The sequence below is a fragment of the Streptomyces sp. NPDC088197 genome (assembly GCF_044741185.1).
Lineage (GTDB): Bacteria > Actinomycetota > Actinomycetes > Streptomycetales > Streptomycetaceae > Actinacidiphila.
The window spans coordinates 191146-213883 of the sequence record NZ_JBIUSD010000012.1 but is presented as its reverse complement, the minus strand read 5'-3'; the positions used below and the strand labels follow the sequence as shown (position 1 = coordinate 213883).

The 22738-nt window shown below is 74.9% G+C and carries 20 protein-coding genes and 1 pseudogene; 13 read left to right on the top strand and 8 right to left on the bottom strand.

All coding sequences use genetic code 11. The annotated features are described in order from the left end of the window. Positions 1 to 62: 62 nt before the first annotated feature. On the top strand, positions 63 to 995 hold the full coding sequence (locus tag ACIOC1_RS26480) for an RICIN domain-containing protein (protein WP_401856560.1): 933 nt from the start codon (positions 63 to 65) through the stop codon (positions 993 to 995). A 90-nt stretch (positions 996 to 1085) separates the two neighbouring features. On the opposite strand, the pseudogene ACIOC1_RS26475 reads toward ACIOC1_RS26480, so the two are convergent. From ACIOC1_RS26475 to ACIOC1_RS26465, 3 genes and pseudogenes are all read right to left on the bottom strand, one after another. Beyond that, positions 1086 to 1376: pseudogene (locus ACIOC1_RS26475) on the bottom strand (hypothetical protein); the annotation flags it as partial. Positions 1377 to 1447: 71 nt separating this feature from the next. After that, on the bottom strand, positions 1448 to 4144 hold the full coding sequence (locus tag ACIOC1_RS26470; RefSeq protein ID WP_401856559.1) for a YfhO family protein: 2697 nt from the start codon (positions 4142 to 4144) through the stop codon (positions 1448 to 1450). A gap of 115 nt (positions 4145 to 4259) precedes the next feature. Further along, positions 4260 to 5873 carry a glycosyltransferase family 2 protein gene (locus tag ACIOC1_RS26465; protein ID WP_401856558.1) on the bottom strand — a complete coding sequence of 538 codons (1614 nt, stop codon included), beginning with the start codon at positions 5871 to 5873 and terminating at the stop codon, positions 4260 to 4262. 177 nt (positions 5874 to 6050) lie between these two features. Between ACIOC1_RS26465 and ACIOC1_RS26460 the strand changes: the two genes are divergently transcribed. From ACIOC1_RS26460 to ACIOC1_RS26440, 5 genes are all read left to right on the top strand, one after another. Continuing rightward, the gene (locus tag ACIOC1_RS26460; RefSeq protein WP_391163112.1) at positions 6051 to 6488 is read left to right on the top strand and encodes a BlaI/MecI/CopY family transcriptional regulator; all 438 of its coding nucleotides are present in this window, start codon (positions 6051 to 6053) and stop codon (positions 6486 to 6488) included. Between the two features lie 14 nt (positions 6489 to 6502). Further along, a complete protein-coding gene (locus ACIOC1_RS26455) occupies positions 6503 to 6787 on the top strand; it encodes a hypothetical protein (protein WP_401856557.1) in 285 nt (94 codons plus the stop codon). Then, entirely contained in the window at positions 6784 to 7872 is a 1089-nt protein-coding gene (locus tag ACIOC1_RS26450; protein WP_401856556.1) for a M56 family metallopeptidase, read from the top strand. Before ACIOC1_RS26455 ends, ACIOC1_RS26450 begins: the two co-directional genes overlap by 4 nt. A 105-nt stretch (positions 7873 to 7977) precedes the next feature. Further along, positions 7978 to 8721, top strand: coding sequence for an SDR family NAD(P)-dependent oxidoreductase (locus tag ACIOC1_RS26445; RefSeq protein WP_401856555.1), 744 nt, complete (start codon positions 7978 to 7980; stop codon positions 8719 to 8721). A gap of 115 nt (positions 8722 to 8836) precedes the next feature. Then, on the top strand, positions 8837 to 9598 hold the full coding sequence (locus tag ACIOC1_RS26440; RefSeq protein ID WP_391045909.1) for an NAD(P)H-binding protein: 762 nt from the start codon (positions 8837 to 8839) through the stop codon (positions 9596 to 9598). A gap of 58 nt (positions 9599 to 9656) precedes the next feature. On the opposite strand, the gene ACIOC1_RS26435 is transcribed toward ACIOC1_RS26440, so the two are convergent. After that, positions 9657 to 10958 carry an MFS transporter gene (locus ACIOC1_RS26435; RefSeq protein ID WP_401856554.1) on the bottom strand — a complete coding sequence of 434 codons (1302 nt, stop codon included), beginning with the start codon at positions 10956 to 10958 and terminating at the stop codon, positions 9657 to 9659. A gap of 203 nt (positions 10959 to 11161) precedes the next feature. On the opposite strand from ACIOC1_RS26435, the gene ACIOC1_RS26430 reads away from it, so the two are divergent. Both ACIOC1_RS26430 and ACIOC1_RS26425 read left to right on the top strand, forming a co-directional pair. Continuing rightward, positions 11162 to 11518 carry a YciI family protein gene (locus tag ACIOC1_RS26430; protein WP_401718841.1) on the top strand — a complete coding sequence of 119 codons (357 nt, stop codon included), beginning with the start codon at positions 11162 to 11164 and terminating at the stop codon, positions 11516 to 11518. 7 nt (positions 11519 to 11525) lie between these two features. After that, positions 11526 to 12833: an RNA polymerase sigma factor gene (locus ACIOC1_RS26425; RefSeq protein WP_401856553.1), complete on the top strand. Its 1308-nt coding sequence runs from the start codon at positions 11526 to 11528 to the stop codon at positions 12831 to 12833. Between the two features lie 31 nt (positions 12834 to 12864). On the opposite strand, the gene ACIOC1_RS26420 is transcribed toward ACIOC1_RS26425, so the two are convergent. Then, positions 12865 to 13347, bottom strand: a complete 483-nt coding sequence (locus tag ACIOC1_RS26420) for an NUDIX domain-containing protein (protein ID WP_401718835.1) — start codon at positions 13345 to 13347, stop codon at positions 12865 to 12867. A 236-nt stretch (positions 13348 to 13583) separates the two neighbouring features. Between ACIOC1_RS26420 and ACIOC1_RS26415 the strand changes: the two genes are divergently transcribed. Beyond that, positions 13584 to 14642 carry a threonine/serine dehydratase gene (locus tag ACIOC1_RS26415; protein ID WP_401856552.1) on the top strand — a complete coding sequence of 353 codons (1059 nt, stop codon included), beginning with the start codon at positions 13584 to 13586 and terminating at the stop codon, positions 14640 to 14642. 91 nt (positions 14643 to 14733) lie between these two features. On the opposite strand, the gene ACIOC1_RS26410 is transcribed toward ACIOC1_RS26415, so the two are convergent. Then, positions 14734 to 15819 (bottom strand): DUF5937 family protein, encoded by a 1086-nt coding sequence (locus ACIOC1_RS26410; RefSeq protein ID WP_391119019.1) that lies wholly within the window; start codon positions 15817 to 15819, stop codon positions 14734 to 14736. 99 nt (positions 15820 to 15918) lie between these two features. On the opposite strand from ACIOC1_RS26410, the gene ACIOC1_RS26405 reads away from it, so the two are divergent. From ACIOC1_RS26405 to ACIOC1_RS26395, 3 genes are all read left to right on the top strand, one after another. Beyond that, positions 15919 to 17133: an MFS transporter gene (locus ACIOC1_RS26405; RefSeq protein ID WP_401856551.1), complete on the top strand. Its 1215-nt coding sequence runs from the start codon at positions 15919 to 15921 to the stop codon at positions 17131 to 17133. A 267-nt stretch (positions 17134 to 17400) separates the two neighbouring features. Beyond that, a complete protein-coding gene (locus ACIOC1_RS26400; RefSeq protein WP_401856550.1) occupies positions 17401 to 18870 on the top strand; it encodes an aldehyde dehydrogenase family protein in 1470 nt (489 codons plus the stop codon). A 55-nt stretch (positions 18871 to 18925) separates the two neighbouring features. Further along, entirely contained in the window at positions 18926 to 19513 is a 588-nt protein-coding gene (locus ACIOC1_RS26395; RefSeq protein ID WP_355341587.1) for a short chain dehydrogenase, read from the top strand. A gap of 96 nt (positions 19514 to 19609) precedes the next feature. On the opposite strand, the gene ACIOC1_RS26390 is transcribed toward ACIOC1_RS26395, so the two are convergent. After that, a complete protein-coding gene (locus ACIOC1_RS26390) occupies positions 19610 to 20197 on the bottom strand; it encodes a TetR family transcriptional regulator (RefSeq protein WP_391045894.1) in 588 nt (195 codons plus the stop codon). A gap of 70 nt (positions 20198 to 20267) precedes the next feature. Between ACIOC1_RS26390 and ACIOC1_RS26385 the strand changes: the two genes are divergently transcribed. Beyond that, positions 20268 to 21161, top strand: a complete 894-nt coding sequence (locus ACIOC1_RS26385) for an NADP-dependent oxidoreductase (protein WP_401308419.1) — start codon at positions 20268 to 20270, stop codon at positions 21159 to 21161. 19 nt (positions 21162 to 21180) lie between these two features. On the opposite strand, the gene ACIOC1_RS26380 is transcribed toward ACIOC1_RS26385, so the two are convergent. Beyond that, on the bottom strand, positions 21181 to 22353 hold the full coding sequence (locus ACIOC1_RS26380; RefSeq protein WP_401856549.1) for an ROK family protein: 1173 nt from the start codon (positions 22351 to 22353) through the stop codon (positions 21181 to 21183). Positions 22354 to 22738 lie beyond the last annotated feature (385 nt).

Below are 22738 nucleotides of genomic sequence, written 5' to 3'. Positions count from 1 at the left end.
ACACCCCGGCCCCGAGCGAACACCCCGCCCCCGCGCCCGACATCCCCCCCCGGAGACCCCCCGTGCCGACGCCCGACCTCCCGCCGCCCGCCCTGGACAAGCCCGCGTCCGCGCCGCCGCCCGCCGCCTCGGACTTCTCCGCCACCTTCGCCGAGCACGCCTCCGTGCCCCGCCGCGGCCTGGTGCCCGGCGTGCGCGTGTGGGGCACGCTCGGCGGCGCCGCGGCGGTGACGGCCGTCTGCGTGCTCGTCGTCCCGCTGCTCGGCGCCCTCGGCGGCGACAACGGCGGCGACGGCGGCCGCACGTCGGACACGGTGGTCGCCGCCGCGCGGACCGAGTCGCCGAGCGCGACGCCGTCGAGCACCGCCACCACCCCCGAGGCGGCGGTGACCACGACGAGCCCGTCGCCGACGACCAGGCCGCCCGCGGCCAAGCACGCCGCCGCCCCGCCCGCCGGGAACTCCAGCGGTTCCGGCGGCTCGGGGGGCTCGGCCGGATCAGGGGGTGGCGCCCCGCGCACCCAGGCGACGAAGAAGGCCACGAGCCCGGCGACCAGGCAGACCGCCAAGCCGCCGGCGAAGGCGACCAAGGCCGCCGCGCCGCCCGCTCCGGCCAGGGTCGGCGACTTCCTGGTCAGCGGCGGGTCGGGCAAGTGCCTGAACGCCTCGGCCGGTTCGGACGGCACCCACCTGCAACTGTGGACCTGCAACGGCAACGTCAACGAGCAGTGGACCTTCGCCTCCGACGGCACGATCCGCAGCAAGGGCCTGTGCATGGACGCCGCTTGGGGCAGCACGGACGACGGGACGATCGTCCAGATCGCCTATTGCAGCGGCAATCCGGCGCAGCAGTTCACGCTGAGCGGCGGCGTGATCCGCGGCGACCAGTCGGGCCTGTGCGTCGACGTATGGATGGCCGCGACCTCCGACGGCACTCCGATCAAGCTCCACCCGTGCAACGGCGGCAGCAACCAGGCGTGGAAACGCAAGAGTTGACGGTCGACGGCCCCGAACTCCGCGCCCATGCGGGCGTACGGTGTCGGCGCGGCGGCAGCGGGGGCCGCGGCGCGACAGGGTGATACACCGTCAGATCACCCTGCCGTGCCGGAGCTCCCGCTGCCGCCGGTGCCGGAGGGCGTCCAGCGGTTCCGGCGCCAGCGACGACGGATGGTGGGCCTCCTTGACCAGGAAGTGCGGGCGGCGCTTGGTCTCGTAGGAGATCCGGCCGATGTACTCGCCGATCAGGCCGGGCATCACCATCTGGACGCCGCCCATGCCCACGATGATGGCGACCAGGGTGACACAACCGGGCGCGTCGACCCCGGTGACCAGCGCGTCCACCGTGACCCCGGCCGCGGAGAGCACGCCGAGGACGGCACGGGTCTGCGCGTCGAAGCGGTCGATGATCGCCTCCTCGTCGTCACAGGGCACGACGACCGAGAGCTTCGTCATGCGCGCCTCCCGGGGCGACGGAGACCGAGGGCGGTTCCGCGGAGCACGGATCCGTCCAAGAGCCCGTCTCGCGTGGGGCGTTGGGGGAAGAGCCGTCGTGCGAGGGTGCGTCCGGCGGTACCCGAGGAGCCGTCGCGCCCCGAGCGGTCGCGGAACCGGCCGCCGACGCCGACCGCGAGCAGCACGGCCAGGGCGAGGCCGGAGGCCGGGAGCCCGGCGTTCAGACCGGGTGTGCGGAACGAGCAGGAGACCCGCGAACCGCCGCCCAGATCCACGGCGATGAGGCCGCCGAGGGTGCGGGGGGCCGCCGACGCCCCGCCGTCGACCGAACAGCGCCAGCCGGTCACGGCGGGCACGGCGAGGACCGCGGTGCCGTGGCCGCCCCGGCGGAAGGCGGCCGTGATCGTATGGCCGCCCGCCGTGACCTCGGCCGGGCCGGTGGCCCGCAGCTTCGTGACCGCGCGCCGCAGCGCGCCCTGGTCGAGGCAGCCGACCGGGAACCGCGGGATGTCCTGCGCGGTGGTGGTGCCCAGCGCCAGCCGGATCCGGCCGCTCGCGGGCACGGCGCCGAGCGGCATGATCCCGTTGGCGGCCAGGTCGTGGACGCCGACCGCCCGGTACTCGGCGCCGTTCGCACGGACCGGGCCGGAGAACCAGGGCACGTACAGATACGCGAGGGTGCCCGGCGCGCAGGTCGCGGTGAACGACGTCCAGGCCGCGCCCTTGGCGTTGCCCGGCAGCCGCCAGGTGCCGTTCGGCTCGGGGACGGGCCGGGGCCCGGAGCCGGGAGAGAGCAGCGGCACGCGGTAGACCCGGGCGCCGAGCACGCGCTGCTGCCGGGCGAAGACCGAGGTGTCGCGGACGGCGCCGTCGAAGGCGGCGCCGGGCCTGAGGGTGACGATCGGGGGAGCGGGCGCGGTGTGCTGGGCGACGGCGCTCGGCGCGCCGGGCACAATGCCGAGGGAACTGCTCACTCCCATGATCGCCCGGCCCACCGGGTCGTCGAGGCCGTAGATGTGACGGCCCCTCATGGTCCAGGCGGAGCCGAGGGCCTGGAGGGTGGCCGCGGTCCGCGCGGGCAGATAGCTGCTGTAGTACGAGCCGCCCTCGCCGCCGAGCAGCAGCGGGTCGTTGGCGGTGTACTGGTGCGGACCGGGGTCGGTGCGGGTCGCGGGCCAGTCGTCCCGCGCGCCGACCGCCGCGTGCGCGGTGAGCGACGCGGCGCTGATCGTCTCCCTCGGCGTCCACCGGGGGTTGTCGTCCCTGATCACGCTGACGGAGAAGACGCTGTAGGCGGTGGCGAGGAAGACCGAGCAGGTCAGCGCGGCGAACACGCCGATACGTACCCGGCGGTCGGTCCGGTGGCGGGCGAGCAGCAGCAGAAGGCCGAGGACGAGGGCGCTGTCGGCGAGGATCAGGATCCACTCGCCGCGCGTGAAGTAGTGGCCGCCGCTCACCACGGCGAGCAGGACCGCCAACGCGGCCCCGCCCGCGAGCAGTTCACGTGGGCGTGGCCTGCGGGAGAGCGCCAGCCAGGCGACCGCCACCAGCATGGACGTCAGCGCGATGGCGGCGCGGTAGGGGCTGCCGTTGGGCATGGCCAGGCCGTGCCACAGCAGGACCGTCGGCTTCCAGACGTACGACAGGGCCACCAGGACCAGCAGCCCGGTCCAGACCGCGCGTTCCCTGCCAGGCACCCGCCGCATGAAGGGGAAGGCGAGCACGAGCAGCAGCGGCAGCAGTCCGACGGAGATCCGCGGGGCGGACGGGTAGAGGCCGCCGGGCAGCAGGTGCGCGAGGTAGTCGAGGGCGGCGGGCGGCGTGTAGTCCTGGGGCTCGGCGGGCTGGGACGCCTTGCTGGCGGTGTAACTCACCGTCAGCACGGGCGCGGCCAGCAGCAGGCCGGTCGCGGTCGCCGCCGCGGCGCGCAGCAGTGCGCGCCAACGGTCCCGCACCGGACGGGAGTCGAGCAGCAGGCGGGCGCCGAGGACCAGACCCATGCCGAGGGTCGCCATGGCCGCGGTGTAGAAGTTCGCCGCCCAGCACAGGGTGATCACCAGCGTCGCGGGCACCCAACGGCGGTTGTGCAGACACCAGTCGTAGGCGATGCCGAGCAGCGGGAAGGACGACAGGCCCCACATCCACATGGGGTCGCCGAAGCCGTCCGAGACCGTCCAGGTGCTCACCGCGTAGCCGACCGCGAGCAGCGCGCGCAGCCACGGCGAGCCCGGCCGCAGCCTGCCGAGGTAGACCGTCATCAGGGCCGCGCCGAGTCCGATGCTCAGCACCGTGGCCGTGAAGACGGCCGCGTTGACGGCGTCGCGCGGGAAGAGCCCGACCAGCCAGGAGAACGGGTTCATCAGATAGGTGAAGAAGTCGGCGAGGAAGGGGACGCCGTATCCGCTGCCCCAGTTGACGATCAGGTCGCCGGTGGCGCGGCCGTGCATCAGGTCCCACAAGTGGGCGTGGTACGGCACGAATTGGTTGCCGAGGTCGTTGACGGCCCGCGATCTCGGTCCGAACGGGTACGTCCCGTGCACGGCCAGCGCCAGGCAGTAGGCACCCATGGAGACGGCCGCCGCGAGCAGCGCCGCCAGCGGTGTCGCGGCGGCCCGGAGCGCCGGGCGGCGCGGCGGACCGGCGGGCGGCGCCGCTGGGGGTGTGTCGATGGCCGCGGAGGAGGAGGTCAGCACCGTGTCCCGCTTGCTCGTATGCCTCAGATCGTCTCCCGGCGCATCCTACTACGTTCTCTGTAGTAGTTTTCGGCATCTCGTCGCTCCGTCGTCCTCCGGCGCCGACCGCCGGGGTTCATACCGCGGACGCCGTCGTACGCGACCGGCTCCGCAGCCGTCTCAGGGCCACGTCGAAGGCCCCGCGCGCGCCGGGTGCCAGGCGCAGTGCCAGCGAACCGCCCGCCGTCCGGTACGCCTGGATCAGCGCGACGCCGTACCGCCCGCAGGGGGTGACCGTGCGCCGCAGCCCCGAGTCCTGGGCGCGCGGCGCGAGCGGGGCCGTCACCGTGCCGTCGGCGTACCGCAGCCGCACCCGTACGTCCCAGGTCTGGGTGCCGCGACAGCCCGCGGCGGCGAGCCGGCCCACGTCGAGCGGGACGCTGGCGCGCCAGCGACCGCACTCGTCGTACGCCGTGGCCGTGGTGGTGACGGCGGGTTCCGCGCCGTCCCGCGCGATGACGTCGACCTCCACGGAGACCGGGCCGCCGACCGCGGCGAGGCGGCCGTACAGATCGCGGATTCGCAGCCGCAGTCGCCCGTGACGGCCGGTGAACAGCGTGCCGTCCACCGTCAACGGCAGTGCGTCGAGCGGGAGTTGGCCGAGCCCGTCGAGCCTGACGTCGCGCAGGCCGTCCGACCAGACGGGACCGGCCGACGTCCGCGCGTACGGCGGGGCCAGTCTGGCCGGGTCCGCCGCGAGCTGCGCGAGCCGGGCCAGGTCGCGCGGGGCGTCACCGGCCAGCACCACCGCGGCGATCCAGCGGGCGGGGGCCGCCGCCGCGGCCCGCTCGGCGTCGGTGAAGGAGGCCAGGTAGGCGCGGGCCAGTCTCCACCACGCGCGCTGGTACGCGGGGTCGCGGCCGGGCAGTTCGCGGACGTACAGGCACAGGTCGTCGTCGAGGAATTTGGTGCGGCAGGCGGCGGCGAGCAGGGGGCGGCGGGCGGCGGTGAAGACGTCGACGGCCTGGCGGTGGGCGGCGACGCGGGCGGCCCAGTCGCCGATGTCCCGGCGGGCGGGCGCGACCGGCTCCCCGGCCTCGCGGCGCGCCCGCCGGACGCAGACGGTGTCGGGCACGACGGCGATCGGCGGTCCCGCCGCCAGCACGCGGGCGGTGAAGACGAAGTCCTCGTAGGCGAAGGTGCCTTCGGGGCAGCGGAGCCGGTGCCGGTCGAGGAAGGCGCGCCGGTAGAGCTTGTTGACGCACAGGGTGTCGCGCAGGAGCTCCGGATGGTCCTCGGGGGACGCGAGGACGGCGGCCTCGCGGTAGAGCGCGGGCTGCCAGCGCACCTCACGGCCGCCGGGCAGTTCGCGGCGGACGGCGACGCCGACGGTGACCGGCGTGCCGTGGGTCTCCGCGGCGGTCAGCAGCGCGCGTACGGCGCCGTCCGGCAGCACGCCGTCGCTGTCGAGGAACATCACGTACTCGGCGGTGGCGACCGCGACGCCGTCGTTGCGGGGCGTGCCGCGACCGCCGCTGTTCTCGGCGCGGTGCACGACGCGCAGTCGGGGCTCGCGGGCGGCCAGCGCGTCCAGGACGTCGGGCGTCCGGTCGCGGGAGGCGTCGTCCACCGCGACGACCTCGGTGACGGCCGGGCCCTGCGCGAGCGCGGACCGTACGGCGGCGCCGACGGTTTCCGCGTCGTCGCGGGCGATGACGACGACGCACACGCCCGGCCCTGTCATCCGCATGGCGAACCGTCCATGGCGGCCACTCCCTGTCGGCCCTCTCCCGGTCGGCGGCACCGGTGCTCCGGGACGCCGTGATGCCGTGATGCCGGTGGTTACTACACTCCTTGTAGTAGCCACCCGGAACCGGAAGCTACTACAGACCTTGTAGTAGCGTAATAAGGGGAGACGAGATCACCGATGGCCCCTCAGCGCCGGAGCCGCGGCAGTCTGGCACGCGACATCCAGGCCGTACTCGCCGCGGGCGCAGGACCGATGACCCCCGCGCAGGTCCGCGACGCGCTCGGCGGGGAGCTGGCCTACACGACGGTGATGACGGTGCTCACCCGGCTGCACGCCAAGGGCGAGGTCACCCGGCGGCAGGAGGGCCGCGGCTACGCGTACACCGCGCCCGCGCACCCGGCCGAGGTCACCGCGCAGCGCATGCAGCGACTGCTCGACGCCGACGACGACCGCGCCGGTGTGCTGGTCCGCTTCGTCGGCACGCTCAAGGCCGCCGACGAACACCTCCTGCGCAGCCTCCTCGACCCGCCGGGCCCCGAAAGTCGCCGGGACGGCGAGGCAACCGACGGCGCGGCCGATCCGTCTGACGGACCGGAGCCGGACGGAAAGCGGTGAAGGTGCTGACAGCGGTGGACGCGACGAACGGGCGGCACGCGGCGGGCGCGACCGCCGTGCGCGGATCGGCGCCCAGGGACCCGACCGCGTCGCGCCGTTCGGCCTCCCCGGACCCGACCGCTGTGCGCGGGCCGATGCCTCAAGACCCGACCGCCGTGCCCGGATCGGCGTACCCGGACCCGACCGACTCGACCGCGTCGTGCGGATCGACGCCCCAGGACCCGACCTGCTCGACCGCGTCGCGCCGTCCGGCACCCCCGGACCGGCGGTGGGCGGCCGACACCGGGGAGGCGGCGTGACCGGAGCCGTCTGTGCGACCACCCTCGTCTGCCTGCTGTTCGCGCTCACCGCGCCCCGGCTCGGGAAGCTGCTGCCGCCCGCCACGGCCACCCGGCTGCTCGTGCCCGCCGCGCTCGCGGTGGCCGCCTCGACCCTGTTCGTCCTCGGCGAGCTGGGCTTCACCTGGCTCGGACAGGTGCCCGCGATCGCCGCGCTCGGACCGTGGTCGCCCAAGCGCCTCGACGCCCTCGACCCCGTGCCCGACCCGCTGGCGGCGGCCAGCCTCGTCCTGCTGGCCGCGGCCGTCGCGCACGCCTCGCTCACCGTCGTCCGCCGACTGCGCGCGCTGGCCGCCGTCTACCGGATCGCCCGCGGCCCGCGCACCGCCGACCCCGTGCTCGTCGTCGACAACGCGTGGCCCGACGCCTTCACCACCCCCGCCCCCGCCGCGCGCATCGTCATCACCACCGGCCTGCTCAGGGCGCTCACCCCGCAGGAGCGGCAGGTCGTCCTCGCCCACGAGCACTCCCACCTCAACCACCGGCACGTCTGGTGGATCCTCGCCGCCGAACTGGCCGCGGGCGTCAACCCGTTGCTGCGCCGTACCGCCAAGGCGGCCGGTCAAGCCGTCGAGCGCTGGGCGGACGAGGACGCCGCCCGCAGCGTCGGCGACCGGCAGCTCGTCGCCAGGACCATCGCCCGCGCGGCGCTGCTCCAGCACGACGCGCCGCACCCGGCCGCCGGAACCGCGCCCGTCGCGGCGGCCACCGGCAGCGACGTCCCCGCGCGGGTGCACGCCCTGCTCGGCCGGCCGCCGCGCCGCCGCCCGCTGGCCCTCACGACACTGGCCGCGCTGCTGGTCGCCAGTACGGTCGCCACCGCCGCCGTCGAACGCACCGGCGAGCACCTCTTCGACCGCGCGGCCCAGCCGCCGCCCGCCACCGTGCGCGACCACGTCCATGGGCACGCGCGCGTCCCCGCGCCCCACCGCGCGCACACCCCCGCACCGGGCCGGGTCACCCGCCACCTCCACTCGTCGCTGGTGCCCGCCCTCGCACGGGACCGGGCCGACCGCGACACGGGCGGCGACCGCCTCCCGGGGTGAGCGCGGCTCGCACCGCCCTTGGCGCGCCCTGTTCCGCGTCGGTACGGACCGGCGTAGGTTCTGGGGCGGAGACCGCGGCCGCAACGGCCGCCGGGGGAGGGCTGCATGACCGTGCTCAAGGGCAAGACCGCTGTGGTCACCGGCGGTTCGCGGGGCATCGGCCGGGCGATCGTGGAACGGCTCGCACGCGACGGCGCGGACGTCGTGTTCGGCTACGCGCGCGACGCCGAGGCCGCGGCCGATGTCGTACGCACCGTCGAGGAGGCGGGCGGGACCGCGCGGGCGCTCCGGGCCGACCTCGTGGAACCCGGCGCCGCCGAGCGGCTGATGGCCACCGCCGACCGCCACCTCGGCGGCCTGGACATCCTGGTCAACAACGCCGCGCTGAGCATCACCCCCGCGCCCCTGGCCGACACCGACGAGGAGATGTACGACCGCGTGATGGCGGGCAACGCCAAGTCCACCTTCCTGACCATGCGTTACGCGGCCAGGCACCTGCGCGACGACGGCCGTGTCGTCAACATCTCCACCCTCAACACGCTCCGCCCGGCGCCCGGGAACGCGCCCTACGCGGCCAGCAAGGGCGCGATCGAGCAACTGACCCGCGTGGCCTCCCGCGAGCTCGGCGCGCGCGGCATCACCGTCAACACGGTCTCGCCCGGCGCCACCGACACCGACCTCCTACGCGAGGCCAACCCGGGTGCGGACTTCCAGCCGCTCATCGACCTCACCCCGCTCGGCCGCCTGGGCCGCCCCGCCGACATCGCGGACGTCGTCGCCTTCCTCGCCGGCCCCGCCGCCCGCTGGCTCACCGGCCAGAATCTCCGCGCGGACGGCGGCCTCAGCTAGTGGGGACCTGCGGTCTCCCCGCCGTGTCCCCACGGTGGCCCCGCGACAGACCATCGGATTCCGGCTCCGAACGAGACCGCCGGACGACTCGCCAGACGAACACGGAGAAGACGTCATGACAGCATCCATCCTGGTCACCGGCGGTACGGGCACCCTCGGGCGGCACGTGATCCCGCTCCTGCCGGAGGCGGGCACCAAACCCCGGGTGCTGAGCCGTACGGCCCACGCGTCCGGCGACGGCGTCGAGTACGTCACCGGCGACCTGCTCACGGGCGAGGGAATCGACGCGGCGGTGGACGGCATCGAGACCGTCCTGCACCTCGCGGGCGACGCGAAGAGCGACGACAAGTCCACCCGCGCCCTGCTGACCGCCGCGTCGGCCGCGGGCGTACGGCACTTCGTCTACATCTCGGTCGTCGCGGCGGACAAGGTCCCCCTCGGCTACTTCAAGGTGAAACTGGCCGCCGAGCGGATGGTGGCCGAGTCCGGGCTGCCGTGGACGACGCTGCGCGCCGCGCAGTTCCACGAGTTCGCCTTCACCGTGATCGGGAAGATGGCCAAGCTGCCGGTGCTGCCGATCCCCGGCGTGATGCGGCTCCAGCCGGTCGACTCACGCGAAGTCGCCGCCCGCATGGTGGAGTTGGCCCTCGCCGAGCCCGCGGGGCGGGTTCCCGACATGGTGGGTCCCACCGTCTACACGCTGGCCGAGGCGGCCCGCGGCTACCTCCAGGCGGTCGGCAAGCGCCGCCCGATCATGCCGGTCCCGATGCCGGGCAAGGCCGGGCGCGTGTACCGGGACGGGGAGAATCTGACGACTGAGGGCGCCACCGTCGGCGAGCGCACCTGGGAGGCGTTCCTGGCCGAACGGGCGGTCTGACCAGGGTACGTGGGCACACCGCGGGCCGCCGTCCGCTCCGCGTACGAGGGGGCGGCCCTCACGTACGCGGAGGTTCGCCCCTGCCCCGGACCGGATGCTCCGGCTGCCCGGACGCGTCCCCCGGCGGGCGCGGCTCGGGTACGGGGGCGGGGGCCGCGCCGCCCGCGACCCGTGTGCTCAACCGGCGGGTACCGGTTGTCGCGTAGGCCGAATAGCGCGGCACCCAGCGCAGCAGCGCGCCCGCCGCCGCGAGGCCGACCGCGCCCATGAGGGCGATCCCGGCCGCGAGGCTGCCGAGGGCGGCGGCGGCCGAGACGACCAGCGGGCCGCCCGCCGCGCCGGAGTCCGCGCACAGCCGCCACACACCGAGGAACTGCGAGCGGGCGCGCGGCGGCGCGACATCGGCGCCGAGGGTCATGAGGATGCCGCTGCCGATCCCGTTGCCGAAGCCCATCAGCATGGCGACGACGGTCAGCGACGCCAGGCTGTGGGTCAGCGGCAGCGCGGCCTGCGCGCAGCCCAGCACCACCATGGACGGCACGGCGATCCACAGCCGGCCCGCCCGGTCCATCACCTGCCCCGACGGATAGAAGGTCAGGGTGTCGACCAGCCCCGCGATCCCGAAGACCACACTGGTGGACGAAGGGCTCAGACCCAGATGGTCGGCCCACAGCGGCAGCACCGTCTGCCGGGTCGCGCGGACCGAGGCCACCAGCAGGACGGCCAGGCCCAGCGTCAGGAAGACCCGGCGGTGGCCGCGCAGCACCGACCGTACCGAGGCGGTCTCCCGCACGGCCCCCGCCGCCGGGTCCGCGACGTCGCGCACGGTCAGCAGCACCACGACCGTCACCGCCGTGCACAGCAGCGCCAGCCAGTAGATGTCGTGCACCGGGAACCTGGTGAGCACGGCCGCGCCGAGGAACGGCCCGACGAAGGCGCCGACGCGCGACATACCGCCGAGTGTGGACATCGCCCGCGCGCGCAGCCCGGTGGGCACGACCTCGGTGAGATACGACTGTCTGGCCAGGATGAAGACCGCGTTGGAGGCGCCGGTGACGGTCACGGCCGCCGCGAGCTGCCACACGCTGCGGGCCAGCGCGCAGCCGGACAGCGTCACCGCCGTGACCCCGGAGGCGACCAGCATCGCCTTGCGGTCGCCGAGCCGCGCCGCCAGCGCGCCGGCCGGCACGTCGCCGAGGATCTGCCCGACGCCGAGCAGCGCCAGTACCAGCCCGGCGCTGCCGACGCTCGCGCCGAGCGCTCTGCCGCTGAGCGCGAGCACCGGAGCGAGGGCGCCCATGCCCGTCTCGAAGATCAGGACCGGCAGGAAGACCGCCGGTATCAGACTCCTCAGGGACACGGGACGCGCACTCACCTGTTGATTGCCTCACCTCGGGCCGGACCTCACCGGGCACGCCCTCGGTCGGCGGCGGGCCGTCCACCATTCAACAACAGCCGAGATGTCGATCCGGGCCCGACCCGTTCGTATGGACAGTGAGAGCCGGTCGGCGCACCGGCCGCAGGAACCGGGCAGGAGCCCGGTACGGACCCGGGAGGCACCCCATGCCGCAATATCTGCTCAGCGTCTACCAGCCCGACACCGACGAGCCGCCGTCCGCCGAATTCCTCGCCCCGATCCGGCGCGACCTCGACACGCTCAACGCCGAGATGAAGGACGCCGGGGCCTGGGTCTTCGCCGCGGGCCTGTTCCCCGCGGGCACGGCCACCGTGCTGCGGCACAAGGGCGACGACATCCTGACCACGGACGGCCCGTACGTCGAGGGCAAGGAGCACCTCGGCGGCTTCACGATCGTCGAGGCGCCCGACCTGGACGCCGCCCTCGCGTGGGGCCGCGCGCTCGCCCGCGCGACGACCCTCCCGATCGAGGTCAGGCCGCTCCGGTACGGGCCGTCCGAGTGACGTCGGCATGACGCGCGAGCCGGAGCGACGGCCGCCCTACGAGGGGCCGGAGCCGGAGCCACGGGCGGCGTACGGGCCGGGAAAGGGGGCGGCGCCCGAGCCGGAGGTCGCCCGCGTCTTCCGCGAGCAGTACGGCCGCGCCGTCGCCGTCCTCGTCCGCTCCTTCGGCGACATCGACATCGCCGAGGAGGCGGTCCAGGACGCGTTCACCACGGCGGTACGGCGCTGGCCGGCCGACGGGGTGCCGCCGAGCCCGGCGGGCTGGATCATCACCACGGCGCGCAACCGCGCGATCGACCGGCTGCGCCGCGAGTCCTCCCGCGCGGACCACCAGGCCCAGGCCGCGCTGCTGCGGGCCGACCGGGAACCGGCGCGAGAGGAGGGCCCCGTGCACGACGACCGGCTGCGGCTGATCTTCACCTGCTGCCACCCGGCCCTCTCCCCGGCGGCCAGGACCGCCCTGACGCTGCGGCTGCTCGGCGGGCTGACCACGGCCGAGATCGCGCGGGCCTTCCTGGTGCCCGAGCCGACCATGGCGCAGCGGCTGGTGCGGGCCAAGGGCAAGATCCGCGACGCGCGCATTCCGTACCGCGTCCCGTCCGACGCCGACCTGCCCGACCGGCTCCGCGCGGTGCTCGCGGTCGTCTATCTGATCTTCAACGAGGGCCACACGGCCGGTTCGGGCGACCGGCTGGTCCGCGCCGACCTGTGCGCCGAGGCGGTACGGCTCGGCCGCCTGCTGCACGCGCTGATGCCCGACGAGCCCGAAGTGCCCGGCCTGCTGGCGCTGATGCTGCTCACCCGGTCGCGGGAGGCGGCGCGCACCGCCGGGGACGGCGGCCTCGTCCTCCTCGCCGACCAGGACCGGAGCCGGTGGGACCGCGCCCTGATCGCGGAGGGCCAGGATCTCGTACGGCAGTGCCTGCGGCGGGGGCAGCCGGGTCCGTACCAGATCCAGGCGGCGATCAACGCCGTGCACAGCGACGCGCCGACGGCGGCGGCCACGGACTGGCCGCAGATCGTGACGCTGTACGACCAGTTGCTCGCGGTCGCCCCCGGCCCGGTCGTCGCCCTCAACCGCGCGGTCGCGGTGGCCGAGGTCCAGGGACCGGCGGCGGCGCTCGCCCTCGTCGACCGCCTCGACCTGGACGGCTACCACGTCCTGCACGCCGTCCGCGCCGACCTGTTGCGCCGCCTGGGCCGTACGCGGGAGGCCGCGGCGGCCTACGACGCGGCGCTTGAGCGGACCGACAACGCGGCCGAGCGGGCCTTTCTGGGCGGCAGGCGGCGGTCGCTCGACGGGCCGACGCCGTAGGGCCGGTGGGGGCGGCCCCGTATGCCCTTCGTCAACCGGCGCGCAGCGCGGCCAGGCGGTCGAGGAAGACGCGCTGCCCCTCCACGATCTTCTCGTGGGCCTGCGGCAGACCGAGCCAGGCCACCCGGTCGATCTCCGGGAACTCCTGGAGGCGGCCCGACCCCTTCGGCCACTCCATCGTGAAGGTGCCGGGCACGGCGAGGGCCGGGTCGAAGTCGGCGTGCAGCGCCCAGGCCGTGACGGCCTTGCCGCCGGACTGCTCGGTCTCGCCGAGCGGGAGGAGTTCGCCGTCGGGCAGCGGCAGGCCGACCTCCTCCCGGAACTCGCGCCGGGCGGCGTCCACCGCGGCTTCGTCCGGCCCGTACTCGCCCTTGACGATCGACCAGGCGCCCGCGTCGCGCCGGGCCCAGAAGGGCCCGCCCATGTGCCCGAGAAGGACCTCGATCCCGCCGTCCCGGTCCGCGCCGCCGACCTCGCGGAAGAGCAGGACCCCGGCGCTGCGCTTGTTCACCACACCGCCAAGTCTGGCCTCCCGGCCGAGGTTTACGGGAGAGGCGCACCAGACAGACGCCTGCCGGACCGGGCCCGCGCAAGGCCGCGTCCCCCCGCGCCCCGGTCGGCACCCTCGCACGGCGCCGCTTTGGCCGCAGCCGTCGCCGTCCGCGCGGCGGGGGGATCTCCATGGCGACGTCGACCGGGTGCCACCAGGCGTCCTGGGCGGCGCGGGGCGCCGATCGGGCGCGTGGCACGATGATCGGACCGCGAACCCCCGAAACCCCCGAAACCCCCGAACCCCCGGAGCAGCGCGTGCGCCACCTCGACTATGACGACATCCGGCAGGCGGCCGACCGCATCGACGGCCACATCAGGCCGGTGGCCGTCACCAGAGCCGACCCCGGCCTCGTCGGCGGCGGCCGGGGCGGCGAGCCCTACGAGCTCTGGTTCGCCCTGGAATACCTCCAGTTCACGGGCTCCTTCAAAGCGCGCGGCGCGCGGAATTTCCTGCTCGCGCACAGCGCCGCCGGCACCCTCCCGGCCGCGGGCGTCACCATCGCGTCCGGCGGCAACGCCGGGCTCGCCTGCGCGTGGGCGGCCAAGGCGCTCGGCGTCCCCGCCACCGTCTTCGTGCCCGAGACGGCCCCCGCGGTGAAGGTCGCGCGCCTGCGGGCGTACGGCGCGGACGTACGCCTGGTGGGCAAGGAGTACGCCGAAGCGCTCGCCGCCTGCGAGGAGTTCACCGCCACCGCGGGCGCGCTGGGCAGCCATGCCTACGACCACCCGTACATCGCCGCGGGGGCGGGCACCGTACTGGACGAGATCCGTACCGCGATTCCCGGCCTGGACACCGTCCTTGTGGCGGTCGGCGGCGGCGGACTGTTCGCCGGGGTCGCCACCGCCGCGCGCGAGCACGGCATCCGCGCCGTCGCGGTGGAGCCGGAGAACGCCCGTACGCTGCACGCGGCCGTCGAGGCCGGCCACCCGGTCGACGTGACCGTGGACTCCGTCGCGGGCGACTCGCTCGGCGCGCGCCGCGCCACCGAGATGGCGGTCCACGCGGGCCGTCAGGACAACGCGCGGTCCGTCCTGGTGCCCGACCGGGCCATCATCGCCGCCCGCCAGACGCTCTGGGACGAGCTGAGGATCGTCACCGAGGTGGGCGGGGCCACCGCCTTCGCGCCGCTGCTGCCGACCGGGGGAGAGGACGGCGGGGGGCGGCCGTACGAGCCGCGCCCCGGCGAAAAGGTGGCGGTCCTGCTGTGCGGGGCCAACACCGACCCCGGCGATCTGGTGGCCCGCGCGGAAGGCTGAGCCGCGGCCGTTCGAGGGCGTCCCGCTGGGGCGGGGCGTTCCGAGCGGCACCGCTCAGCGCAGGACGGCCGCAAGCGCCGAGCGGTGCCGCTCAGCGCAGGACGGCCGCCAGCAGATCGGAGCCGAGCGACGTCAGATCGGGCGCGTTGAGGGTGTACCGGACGTAACGGCCGTGGCGTTGGCTCGTGAGCAGGCCCGCGCGGCGCAGGACGGCGAGGTGGCGGGAGACCTCGGGGGGCGACAGCTCCCAGGCGTGGGCCAGCTCGACGGTGGTGTGCGGGCCGCGCGCGAGGGTGCGCAGCAGCCGCAGCCGTACCGGATGCGCGAGCGCCTCCAGCCGGAGCGTGACCGTCTCCATCGGCACCTGCTCGGACGGGCCCGGCTCGGCCACCGGGTACTGCACCACCGGCCGCCACCCGGGCGCGTGCACCGCCACCAGGTGCGGGCGGCCGAAGACGCTCGGGATGAAGGTGACCCCGTCGTCGCGGGCGGCGGTCGCGCTGTCCTGGAGCTTGTCCACGACGATCCGGTCACCGCCCGGCGCCAGGGCGACCGCGCCGGAGACCGAGGCGAGCGCCGCACCGAGACCCTGCCGCTTGAGCAGGTCGTGCTTCAGGCGCAGGTCGGAGGCGATGCGTACGGCGGCCCCCGACCAGGCGGCGTCGAAGAACGCCCCGGCGCACTGTTCGAGGGTGTCGCGCACCCGCGCCCGCACGGCGGCCGGGTCCGCGAGCAGCCGTTCCGCGAACGCCTCCTGCAACGCGCCGCGCGCCTGGGCGAGGTCCAGGGCCCGTTCGCGCGCGGTCGCGTCGGTGAGCGGCGACGGGGAGCCGAAGTGGATCCGGTTGCTGCCGCAGGTGGTGACCAGCGCGGCGGTCACGTACCGGGCGTCGTCGATCCGGTCCACATCGTCCAGTTCCTCGGCGAGGGTCGGCCGGGGCCGGGCGGGCACCAGGAAGTCGGCGCGCGAGGACCGCCACAAGAACTCCGCCTCCCGCAGCCGCTCGGCCAGCTCGGGCCGCAGCGCGGCCCACACGTCCGCGGCCCACCCGGCGAGCCGCGGATGGTGTCCGGGTTCCGCCAGGACGTGCAGCATCGCCGTCAGCTCCGCCAGCGGGGAGGCGGCGAACCGCAGCCGCTCGGGCGGCAGGCCGCCGATGTCGATCCGCAAGGTCACCCACCCATTATGAGCAGCGCAAAAGCCCCTGGCCGCGTCGGTTGACGGTCTGCGTCAACCGACGCGGCGGGCGCGGCGGCCGAACGCACCGTTGTCGCCATGGCAACCACCACCCAGATCCGGCCCCGCGCCCTCGTCCGCGCCTTCGGAGGCCCCCGCTACGCCGTCGCCATGACCGTGGACGCGCTCGGCACCGGCCTGCTCCGGCCGTTCCTGCTGCTCTACGGGGTGACGGTGCTGAGCCTGTCCGCGCCCGCCACCGGCATCGCCATGACGGCCGGTGTCGTCGTGGGGCTGGTGTGCGTGCCCGCCGTGGGGCTGTGGCTGGACCGGGGCGCGCGCAGTACGGCCGTGGCGGCGTCGATGCTGGTGCGCGTGCTGGGCGTGGCGCTGCTGCTGGCCACTCCGGCGGGCAACGGCTGGATGTTCGCGGCGGCGGCGCTCTTCCTCGGCATCGGCAACCAGGCGTGGCCCGCCGCCCACGCCGCCGTGGTGGCCACCGTCGCCCACGGCAGGGACCGCGACACCGCGCTCGCGGCGGGCCGCGCCCTGCGCAACGCCGGTATGGGCGCGGGCGCGCTGCTCGCCACCGCGTGCCTGGCGGGCGGCGCCGCCGCGTTGCAGGTCCTGGCGGGCGTCACCGGGCTCGCGTATCTCACCGCGGCGGCCCTGGCGTGGTCGGTCCGGCTGCGCGCGGACCCGGCCGCCGCCCCCGTCGAGGGCGGCGACAGCGGTCCCGCGCCCCGGATGCGCGCGCTGCTGGCCGCCAATGTGGTCTACGTCTTCTGCCTCAATGTCCCCGAGATCGCGCTCCCGTTGGTCCTGGTGACCCAACTGCACGCGTCCCCGGTGTGGTCGGCGGCCGTCTTCGTGGCCAACACCGTGCTGGTGGTCACCCTCCAGGTCCCGGTCACCGTTCTGATGTCCCGCTTCTCCCGGCGGTCCGTGCTCTCCCTCGCCGGGGTCGTCCTCACCGCGTCCTACCTCGGCTTCCTCGCGGCCACCGAACTGCGGCACGGCTGGGGCGCCCCGGCCGTGGCCACCGTGTCCGTGGTCTGCACGCTCGGCGAGATCATCTACGCCGGAAGCGCCACCGCGCTCGTCACCGCCCTCGCGCCGGCCCACGTCCTGGGGCGCACCCTCGCCCGCTTCCAACTCTCCACCGGCTTCGGCCTCGCCGTTTCTCCCGCGGCCATCACCGCCCTCGCCCCGTACGGCTCGACCGCTCTGTGGGGCAGCCTCGCCGCCGCGACGCTCCTGTCCTCCGCCGCGGTCGCCACGGAGAAGGACCAGGGGGCACGGCTCAGCGGTTGACGCGGACGGAACGCCTCCTGCCGGACGGCCCTCCTGCCGGACGGCCCTCCTCAAAGCCGGTCTTCGCTGCTACGGTGAGAGTTCGGAAGGTTAACAAACTCAGACGGCCGGACCGGCGCTGTCGTGCTGCCCGGGCGCGCGCGGACCGCGAGGACACCGCCGCGCGGGCCGCCGTACCGCCGCGCGCCCGTACCCGACCCGCGGCGCCACCGGGACCCGCACCGCAACACCCGTACTTCGACCAGTGCTTCGACACGGAGGCCCGTTATGCCGACCCCATCCACGCCGCGCGCCCGGGACGCCGCTCTCTTCGTCGGCGGGGCCTTCGTCCCGGCCGAGAACGGGCGTACGTCGACGGTCCTCGACAAGGCGCGCCAGGAACCGCTCGGCCGGGCGGGCTGGGCCTCGCCCGCCGACCTGGACCGCGCCGCGCGGGAGGCCGCCGTCGCCGGACGGGCCTGGGCCGCCGCGGACTTCGGCGTCCGCGCCGACGTGCTGCGCGAGGCCGCCGCCCGACTGCGCGCCCGCGCGGGGGAGTTCGCCGACCTCCTCGTCCGCGAGACCGGCTCGATCCGCGGCAAGGCCGAGTACGAGATCGCCGGAGCGGTCGAAGAACTCCACCTGGCCGCCGCGCTCGCCGGTCACATACGGGCCGAGACGCTGCCCACGCGCGCGCCCGGCCGGGAAAGCGTCGCGCAGCGCGTCCCGTTGGGCGTCGTCGGTGTGATCACCCCGTGGAACTTCCCGCTGGTGCTGGCCATGCGCGTCCTCGCGCCCGCCCTCGCCGTCGGCAACGCCGTCGTCCTCAAGCCGTCACCGCACACCCCGCTCAGCGGCGGACTGCTGATCGCCGATGTCTTCGCCGAGGCCGGACTGCCCGCGGGCGTACTCCAGGTCGTGCCCGGCGGGCAGGACACCGGCGAGGCGCTGACCGCGCACCCCGACATCGCCATGGTCCACTTCACCGGATCCAGCGCCGTCGGCCGCACCATCGCGCGGGAGGCGGGCGAGCGCCTGAAGAAGGTCTCCCTCGAACTCGGCGGCAACAACGCCCTGATCGTCCTGGACGACGCCGACCTCGACCAGGCCGGACAGATCGGCGCCTGGTCCGCCTTCCACTACCAGGGCCAGACCTGCATCACCGCGGGCCGGCACATCGTCCAGCGGCCCGTCTTCGACGCCTACGTCGCCGATCTCGCCGCGCGTGCCGCCCGGATCACCGTCGGCGACCCGACCAGGGACGGCGTCGGCCTCGGCCCGATGATCAGCGCCGAACAGCGCGAACGGGCCCGCGAACTCCTCGCCGAGGCCGTCGCCGCGGGTGCCACCGTCGTCGAGGGCGGCGACGGCGACGGCCTCTTCCACCGGCCCACCGTCGTCACCGATGTCACCCGCGACATGGCCCTGTGGACCGAGGAGATCTTCGCCCCCATCGCCCCCGTGCTGGCCGTCGACACCGACGCCGAGGCTCTCGCCGTCGCCAACGACACCCCGTACGGCCTGGTCGACGCCGTCCTCACCTCCGACCTCGCGCGCGGTCGCCGCCTCGCCGCGGGGCTCGGCTCCGCCATGGTCCACGTCAACGACTCGACCTGCCTCGACGAGCCCCAGGCGCCCTTCGGCGGACTCGCCGCGTCCGGCCTCGGCGGCCGTTCCGGCGGTGAGTCCAACCTCCACGAATTCACCCAACTGCGGTGGCTGACCGTGCAGTCCACGCCGGTCCACTACCCGTACTGACCGGGTCGGGTGGGGCCGTTGAGGGGGAGGGGGCCGGTGGGGGATGATCGGGGGCATGAGGGCACTGGTGATCGGAGCTTCCGGAACCGTCGGGAGCGCGGTGGCCGCCGCGCTGACAGCGGCACGGCACGAGGTGGTCGCGGCCTCGCGCCGGGGTCCGCTGAAGGTGGACCTCGAAGTCCCGTCCACGATGGACACGCTCTTCGGTGAGGTCGACGGTCTGGACGCGGTCGTGTGCTGCGCCGCCAACGGCCCGCTGCTGGAGCTGGCGTCGGCCACGGACGAGGACTTCGCGACCGGGGTGCGGGCCAAACTCTGGGGCCAGGTCGCCCTGGTCCAGCGCGCGGCCCGCCATGTGCGCGACGGCGGCTCCATCACCCTGACCGGCGGCACCTTCGCCGCGCCCATGGCGGGCGGCTCGCTGGGCGCGCTCATCAACAGCGGCCTCGAGGGCTTCGTCCGCAACGCCGCGAGCGAACTCCCGCGCGGACTGCGCCTCAACCTCGTCAGCCCCGGCTGGATCAGTGAGACCCTCCGGGCCATGTCCGCCGATCCCGCCGCGGGCACCCCCGTCCGCGAGGTCGCGGAGGTCTACGTCGGGATCGCGGAGGGGACGGTGCGGGGCCGCACCTTCCGCCCGTGAGCCGCGGGCGGACTTTCTCTGCCTGAGCCGCGGGTCGCTGCGTCCCGTCCCTGGCGTTCCCGGCGGTCGTCGCGTTCCCCGCGTTCTTCGCGTTCCTCACGCCTGCCGTGAGGGGCGGGCGGCCTCCCAGGCCGCCTCGATCATCGCGAAGACCTCGTCCACCGCGGCCTGCGGATCGGCCGACTCGCGGGCCAGCGAGAAGGCGTCGATCACGAACCTCGCGAGCGTCCGGCAGGCCGTCGCGCTCTGCGGCAGTCCGGGATCGGCGACGAGGGCCGCGGCCACCGACTCCGCGTGCCGCAGCCGCATCGACTCCTCGTACTTCCGCAGCGCGGGCGACCCGTCGATCATCCGCCAGACCGGCGCGGCGCCGTCCGCCGTGCAGTGCCGTACCAGGGCGTGTATCTCGCGGCGCAGCGCGGGCACGACCGGCTCGTCCGGCGCCCGGTCGGTGACCGCCCGCGTGAGGCGTTCCTCGAAGTCCTCGTCCTGCTCGAACACCAGCGCCTCTTTGGCGGCGAAGTGTGAGAAGAGCGTGGTGACGGCCACGTCGGCCTCGGCGGCCACGTCACGGATTCCCACCGCGTCGTAGCCGCGCTCCAGGAAGAGCCGCAGGGCGGTGTCGGCGATCTTCCGGCGGGTCGCGGCCTTCTTGCGCTCACGGCGTCCGGTCGGCACGGTCATGACCGCACACTATCAGCTACGAAAAAGGAACGGTTTCAAAACGCTAACCGTTAGTGTTACGGTCCGTCGCATGAAGAAAGTGAGCTTCGCCGAGTTCGGCGGCCCCGATGTCCTGCGCCTCATCGACGCCGAGGAGCCCCACGCGGGCCCCGGCCTGATACGCGTCGCCGTACGGGCGGCCGGTGTGAACCCCGCCGACTGGCGGGTCCGCGAGGGCCAGATCCTCAAGGCCCATCCGGTCCAACTGCCCGCGGGTGTCGGGCTGGACGCCGCCGGGGTGGTGGACGAGATCGGCGAGGGCGTCGACGGTGTCGAGATCGGCGACCACGTATTCGGTGAAGGGACCAGCACCTACGCCGAGTTCGCGGTCCTCTCGGCCTGGGCCCGGATCCCCGAAGGGCTGACCTTCGAAGAGGCGGCCGGATACCCCTCCGTGGTCGAGACCGCGCTGCGGATCCTCCGCGAGGTCGGCGTCGAGCCGGGACAGACCCTGCTGGTCAGCGGCGCCTCCGGGGGCGTCGGATCAGCCGTCCTCCAGATCGCCCGCGACCGCGGCGTCACCGTCATCGGCACCGCGGGGCCCGCCAACCAGGACTACCTCCGCGAACTCGGCGCCCTCGCCACGACCTACGGCGACGGCTGGACCGACCGGGTCCGCGCCCTCGGCCCCGTCCACGCCGCGCTCGACCTCGCGGGCTCCGGCGTCGTCCCCGAACTCGTCGCCCTCACCGGCGACCCCCGCAAGGTCGTCTCCATCGCCGACCTCACCGCCCCCGACCACGGCGTCCGCTTCTCCGGCACCGCGGGCAGCGTCCCCGCCGCCCTCGCCGAGGCCGCCGCCCTCATCACCCGCCGCGCGCTCCGCATCCCCGTCGACACCTCCTACCCCCTCGCCGAGGCCGCCGCGGCCCACGCCGACAGCCAGGCCGGCCACACCCGCGGCCGCAGAGTCCTGATCGTCTGACCCACCAGCCGGACAGGCCCTAGGTCATCGAGTCCAGGGCGCGGGTCAGGGCGACGTGGACGGCGCCGAGGAGGGTGGCGCGGTCGGCGAGGCCGCCGATGGTGATGTCGGTGGGCCAGGTCAGTTCGTGGACGGTGCGGCGGACTTCCAGGAGGACCAGCTGGTTCTGGCCCACGCCGCCGCCGAGGACGACGAGGCCGGGGTCGAGGAGGGCGACGACGGCGGCGACGAGGCGGCCGATGGCGGCGGCGTGTTCGTCGACGACGCGGCGGGCGGCGGCGTGGCCGGAGGCGGCGGACGCGAAGAGGGCCTTGGCGTCCAGTGGCACGGGTCCGCCGCCGGAGGCGGGCCAGGCGGCGCGGCAGCGTTCCATCAGGGCGTCGGAGCCGAGGAAGTGCTCGAGCCCGGCGCGCCGGGGCTGTTGGGACTCCGACCAGGGGAAGGGCAGCATGGCGGCCTCACCGGCGGCGCCGTTCGCACCCTGCATCAGGCGTCCGTCGAGCACGATGCCGACGCCGATCTTCACGCCGACCTGGATGTAGGCGAACATCTGCTGGTGGCGGGCGACACCGAAGCGGTGCTCGGCGACGGCGGCGCAGTTGACGTTGTTCTCGACGGTGACCGGCACGCCGTCGGGCACGGCGAGCGCGTCGGTGATCCGTACCGTGCCGTCCGGCTGAAGGCCACCGCCTCCGCGTCCCGCACCGGAAGCCCCCACATTCGGCAGCGTCGGCGCCGCGACCACCACCTCGCGCAGCGGCCCGTACCGCGCCCCGACCTCCTCGCGCACCGTACGCACCACCCCCGCCGCCGCGTCCGCCGCCTCCGGTGTGACCGTCGGTTGGTCGGAGGGCAGCCGCACCTCGGCGGTGCAGATCTCCTGCCCGTCGAGGGTGTACGCCGCCGCCCGGACCACGGTGGCGCCGATCTCGACGCCGAGGACGTGCCCGGCGGTCGGCGCGAGCGAGTAGAGGACGGCGCTGCGCCCGGTGGCACCGCGTGAACTGCCCTGCCCCTCGACCAGCCCGAGCCGTGACAGCTCCGCCATGGCCACCGACATCGTGGGCCGGGACAGCGCGAGCGCGGTGCTGAGCTGCGGCCGGGTCGCCGGGCCGTCGGCGGCCAGCGCGCGCAGCACGGCGCGGGCGCTGGCGGGCAGTTCGAAGCGGTCGACGGCGGCGGTGGTGTCCATCAAGTCCCTTCTCGGACGGCGTCGGACGCTGTCGGTCAGTGCCCGGTCAGTGCCGGACCGTGCCGGTCAGTGCCGACCAGGCCCCGGCGAAGGTCGCCCGGCCTCCGGGGGCGGCTCACGATCCCGCCCCGCGGCCCACGCGGCAGGCGCGGAGAGCAAAGTTACCCGATCGACGTCACGGCCCCCCGCTGTGTTCACCCGCTTGCCCGAACACCGCCGCCCCCGCGCCCGCCGCGAGCCGTACGCGACACCGCCCCGACGCCGCGACTCCGCCTCCCGCCGGGCCGCCGCCCCACCCCGCTCCGAGCCGCCACCCCACCCCGCCCGCGGGTACCTGACAACTCTTGACACCCTCCAACCCCGGGAGGAGCATCTACAGTTGATC